This window comes from Pseudomonas sp. PS01299 (assembly GCF_029960145.1).
In the GTDB taxonomy this organism is placed as follows: Bacteria; Pseudomonadota; Gammaproteobacteria; order Pseudomonadales; family Pseudomonadaceae; genus Aquipseudomonas; species Aquipseudomonas putida_A.
In genome coordinates this window covers 1-5,121 of record NZ_JASCPO010000325.1, presented here as the reverse complement: position 1 = coordinate 5,121, position 5,121 = coordinate 1, and the positions used below count along the sequence as shown (strand labels likewise).

Genomic DNA, 5,121 nt, shown 5'->3' with positions numbered 1-5,121 from the left:
CGGTGTGTCAGATGACAACTTTGTGTCTGACACACCGCTTTCGCGAGCAAGCCCGCTCCCACAGGATCTCTGTTTTATCGCAGCTCTGACCAGATTATTTTTTATGTTGTTCCACAAATTTCCCATACGCATTGATGAAATTCTGCAGGAACGGTTTCACCGACTCGCTCAACTTGCCCGCCTCGTCAAACGCCGAACCCGCGCCACCCAGATACGCTTCCGGCTGCTGCATGCACGGCACATCGAGAAACACGAAGGACTGGCGCAAATGCTGGTTGGCGCCAAAACCGCCAATCGCCCCCGGCGACACGCTGATCACCGCACCCGGTTTGCCGCTCCAGACGGCTTTGCCATACGGCCGTGAACCCACGTCAATCGCATTCTTCAAAGGCGCCGGCACCGAGCGGTTATATTCCGGGGTGACGAACAGCACCGCGTCGGAAGAACCGACTTCCTGGCGGAAAGTGCTGTAGGCTGCCGGCGGTGAATCGCCGTCGATGTCTTCGTTATAGAGTGGCAGGTCGCCAATCTCGACAATCTTCAGTTTGAGGTTCGCCGGTGCCAGTTGGGCCAGCGCCAGCGCGACTTTGCGGTTGATCGATGCTTTGCGCAGGCTGCCGACGACTACAGCGACGTTGTAGACATTGCTCATGGAAGACTCTCGACTGTCGGTGGGAAGAGCCAGTAGTTATAGATGATTCGATGACAGTTTCACCAGCGAGCAAGGGAAATTCCTGCGCGCTGATTATTTTTTTCCTGTAGGAAAACTTACAGGGCTTGATGACGGTCTACCAAGCCGCAAATCAAGCGTTTTATCTCCAGAGGTTCTAAGCAGATGGCAGCAGTACTCGTCGGTCAGTTCCATGCAAGAGATGCGGAAGGCCGCGTTTATTCCGTGCATGAGTTCCAGGAATCCACCCCGTCGGCAGACGGTTCCACTGGCTCGGAGCCGATTTACAAACTGGCCATTGGCGATCGCGTCAACAAAGTCAGTGACACCGAGTTTCTCCTGGTTCAGTCAGGTATTACCCTGACCCGTGAGCCTGAGACAACCGTCGCGTCATAACTGGCCGTTATGAGCAGAAGTCATATGCGCAGACTTGGGGTAGGATTCAGCCACTGACCCCACCTGCTGAACATGGACTTCACGCATGCGTTTACGTCATATCGAAGTGATTCAGGCGCTCTTGCAGACCGGTCACCTGGGCACCGCCGCCGAATGGCTGCAGCTCCCGGTGACCGAGGTCGAAGAGCGTTTGCGCGAAGCCGAGAGCGAGTTGGGGTTCATGCTGTTCGCCAGCGTACGCGGCCGGCTGCAATCGACGCCTGAAGCGCGGGCGTTGCAGGTGGAAATCGCTCATGTCTATCAGGCGCTGGAGCCGGTGCAGCGTCTGGCCAGCAGCCTCAAGCAATACCTCGCCCCGCCCCTGCGCATCATCGGCACCCCGCCGCTGGCGCAACAGCTGTTGCCGCAAAGTATCGCGCTGCTGCGCCGACGCTTGCCCGACGCTCCTTGCCGCTTGCTCAGCTCTCCGACCTGCGACATCGTCCGCAGCCTGCTGCTGCGCGAAAGCGATCTGGGCCTGAGCCTGCACGATCCGGAACACCCCGACATCCACTGCCAGCCATTGGCCCACGGCAAGCTGCAACTGCTCGCGCCCCACGGCTGGCTGCAACCGAAGCAGAAATACATTTCCCTGCAGGATCTGGCTGGCCAGGCAATGGTTGGCCTCGAAGGCCACGACCCATTGAGCCCGGCGCTGGAGAACAAACTCCAGGCCCTGCGCCCGGCGCCGAGCATCCAGACCCGAGTACAAACCCATCAGATGATGCGCAGCATGGTCGAGGCCGGCGAAGGCCTGGCCATCGTCGACCCATTCAACGCCCTCGGCGCGCGGACGAGCGGACTGGATGTCTGCCCGTTGTCACCGGCGGTGCCGATCAGCCTGTATGCCCTGACCTACCGACACAGCGCCACGCCGACAGCGATTCAGACCCTGCTGACGATCGTCACGGAACAAGCCGAGGCGATGCTGGCGAGCTGAGCGGGTTTTCCAGCGGGTTATCGAACAGCCGGTACCAGAACAGCGCAATTTCCGCAGTGTTCGGATCAATCCCGCGATAACGCAAATGGTCGATACCGCCAATCTCGTAGCCACAACGCTCATACAAACGACAGGCGCCGAGGTTGTTGTTCTGGGTTTCGAGCATGATCCCCGGCAGTTTTTTCTTGCGACTCCAGAAGTGCGCGACATCCAGCAACGCCTTGGCCACACCATGCCGGCGCGCCGGTGCGTGCACCGCCAGCTCATCGATATGGGCGAAGCCATTCCAGTTGGTGCTGATCACCAGATGACCGACCGGCTCATCATCGAGATACGCCATGAAAATCGCGCTGTCGGCGGCATCGCGATAGCTGCTGAACTCTTCAGGATCAATGCCGTAGCACTTGCGATACGGCACGATCGGCGTCACCGCCCAGCGCTCGACCGGTTGGCCAATGACGGCGGCACCGTACGCGGCGACCTCGAAACTGAAGTCGCTGCCCCAGATGTACGCCGCGAAACCATCGTCGGCGACGCGCACCGACAGCCCTGGGTATTTCGGATTCATGACCGGTTGCATACTCGGAAAAGTCCTCATTCCTTGACGCAATCGACGGTGTACTGCCGTCCATTGCCCTCGTCTTCATGTTGCAGTCCATGCACATCAGCGACAAAACCGGGGAAGCTGCTATCGAACGTGCGGGCAAACTTCAGGTAGTCAATGATCGAGCGGGTTGCCTCGGTAAAGCGCTCGCCGGGCATGATCAATGGAATTCCCGGTGGATACGGCACCAGCATCACCGCCGCGATCCTTCCTTCCAGCTCATCGATCGGCACCGCCTCGACTTCGCCGCGCACCAGATGATCATAGGCATGGGCCGGCTTCATGGCGATTTCCGGCAGCACCGTGTACATGCGTTTCAGATGTTTGGCGGTGGCATTGCTGCGGTAACAGGCGTGCAGTTGATCGCACAGATCGCGCAGGCCCATGCCGCGATAGCGCGCGGTGTCTTGCTGCGCCACGCAAGGCAGGCAAGTGGCCAGACTGACGTTGGCGTCGTAACTGCGCTTGAATTCCAGCAATTCGGTGAGCAGCGTGCTCCACTTGCCCTTGGTGATGCCCATCGAGAACAGCACCAGGAACGAATACAGCCCGGTCTTCTCCACCACCAGCCCGCGCTCCCAGAGGAACTTGCTGACCACCGCCGCCGGGATGCCTTTCTCGCTCAACGCGCCGCCGGCATTCAACCCGGGCATGACCAGGGTCACTTTGATCGGGTCAAGCAGCACGTAGTCGTCGCTGACTTCACCGAAGCCGTGCCAGTCGGCGTCCGGTTGCAACAACCAGTCTTCGGTCTGCACCCGGTCGATGCCTTCGACGCCCGGCGGCTGCCAGATCGAAAACCACCAGTCATCCGCCGCAATGTGCTGGCGCAGATTGGCCAGCGCCCGGCGAAAACTCAGCGCTTCATCGAAGGTTTCCTGCAACAGCGAACGCCCGGCCGGGCCTTCCATCATGGCCGAGGCCACATCCAGCGAAGCGATGATGCTGTACTGCGGCGAGGTTGAGATGTGCATCATGAACGCTTCGTTGAAACGGTCACGGTCCAGTTGCCGCGCGCCGCCGTCCTGCACATGAATCATCGAGGCCTGGCTGAACGCGGCGAGCAGCTTGTGCGTGGAGTGAGTGGTGAACACCAGCGGGCTGTCTGCTGTGCGCGAGGTGGCCATGCCATAGCGCCCGGCGAAGAACTCGTGAAACGCTGCGTAGGCGTACCACGCCTCATCGAAATGCAGCACTTCAACGCTATTGCCCAGGCTCTGCTTGATCAGCTCGGCGTTGTAGCACAGGCCGTCGTAGGTCGAATTGGTCACCACCGCCAGTTTGACTTTCGGTGCACGGCCTTTGGTCAGCGGGCTGGCATCGATCTTCGCCTGAATCGATTCGCGGCTGAATTCGCTCAGCGGAATCGGGCCGATGATCCCCAGCTCATTGCGCTCCGGACACAGGTACAGCGGGATCGCGCCGGTCATGATGATCGCGTGCAGCACCGACTTGTGGCAGTTGCGATCGACCAGCACCAGATCATCCCGACCGACCATCGAGTGCCAGACGATCTTGTTGGCGGTCGAGGTGCCATTGATCACGAAAAACGTGTGATCGGCGCCGAAGTTGCGCGCGGCGCGCTCTTCGGCTTCGGCCAGCGGCCCAGTGTGATCGAGCAGCGAACCGAGTTCCGGCACCGATACCGACAAGTCCGAACGCAGGGTGTTTTCGCCAAAGAACTGATGAAACGCCTGCCCCACCGGACTCTTGTGATAAGCCACGCCACCGCCATGCCCGGGGGTGTGCCAGGAATAGTTGGAGTCGGCGGTGTGCTGCACCAGCGCCTTGAAAAACGGCGGCAGCAGACCGTCCAGATACTTGCGCGCGGCCCGCGCCACTTGCCGCGCCAGAAACGGCACAGTGTCTTCGAACAGGTAGAGAATGCCGCGCAGTTGATTGAGCTCGGCCATGGCATCGGCGGGGGCGTTTTCCAGGGTGACCTGTTCGCCCAGCGCGAAGATCGGCAGATCCGGCGCCCGCACTCGCGCCAGACCGATCAGTTCAGCCATGTTTTGGAGTAGATGCGAGTTGGTGCTGGCGTCTTCGGCAGCGATCAGCATGCACGCCAGACCATGATGGGTGGAGGCCACCAACCGCCCTTCGGTGTAGTCGATGGCCGAAACGATATTGAAACCTTCCTGCTCCAACTCCCGGGCGATGCCACGGATACGGTCACCGGCGACCGTGTCGGCCTTGATGTCGCGGTGGACGATCAACACCGGAAACTTCAAATCTTTGTACATGAGGCTCAGTGTCCTGAGGCGGCGGATCAAAGTCTGCCAATGCACTCAGGGTAGAGGGTTGCAGCGAAAGTGGCGAGGGTGGCCAGTTGGCTTCATTCAGCCTGACTCGGCTTTTGTGGCGAGGGAGCTTGCTCCCGCTGGGGCGCGAAGCGGCCCCCAGTATTCGTTCAGCATCAATAGTGCATTCAGGTTTTATGACTGCTTCGCAGCCAAGCGGGAGCAAGCT

The 5,121-nt window shown here is 60.0% G+C and carries 5 protein-coding genes; 2 read left to right on the top strand and 3 right to left on the bottom strand.

Going from position 1 to position 5,121, the window contains the following annotated elements:
- Positions 1 to 94: 94 nt before the first annotated feature.
- Positions 95 to 652 carry an NAD(P)H-dependent oxidoreductase gene (locus QMX91_RS28910; protein ID WP_135295534.1) on the bottom strand — a complete coding sequence of 186 codons (558 nt, stop codon included), beginning with the start codon at positions 650 to 652 and terminating at the stop codon, positions 95 to 97.
- 183 nt (positions 653 to 835) lie between these two features.
- On the opposite strand from QMX91_RS28910, the gene QMX91_RS28905 reads away from it, so the two are divergent.
- Together QMX91_RS28905 and QMX91_RS28900 are read left to right on the top strand one after the other, a co-directional pair.
- Positions 836 to 1,066, top strand: coding sequence for a hypothetical protein (locus QMX91_RS28905; RefSeq protein WP_007965845.1), 231 nt, complete (start codon positions 836 to 838; stop codon positions 1,064 to 1,066).
- A gap of 85 nt (positions 1,067 to 1,151) precedes the next feature.
- Positions 1,152 to 2,045: a LysR family transcriptional regulator gene (locus tag QMX91_RS28900; protein ID WP_282413761.1), complete on the top strand. Its 894-nt coding sequence runs from the start codon at positions 1,152 to 1,154 to the stop codon at positions 2,043 to 2,045.
- On the opposite strand, the gene QMX91_RS28895 is transcribed toward QMX91_RS28900, so the two are convergent.
- Positions 2,011 to 2,625 carry a GNAT family N-acetyltransferase gene (locus tag QMX91_RS28895; RefSeq protein WP_135295532.1) on the bottom strand — a complete coding sequence of 205 codons (615 nt, stop codon included), beginning with the start codon at positions 2,623 to 2,625 and terminating at the stop codon, positions 2,011 to 2,013. The two genes, QMX91_RS28900 and QMX91_RS28895, sit on opposite strands and share 35 nt — an antisense overlap.
- A 14-nt stretch (positions 2,626 to 2,639) precedes the next feature.
- On the bottom strand, positions 2,640 to 4,895 hold the full coding sequence (locus tag QMX91_RS28890) for an Orn/Lys/Arg decarboxylase N-terminal domain-containing protein (RefSeq protein WP_095139624.1): 2,256 nt from the start codon (positions 4,893 to 4,895) through the stop codon (positions 2,640 to 2,642).
- Positions 4,896 to 5,121: the final 226 nt, after the last annotated feature.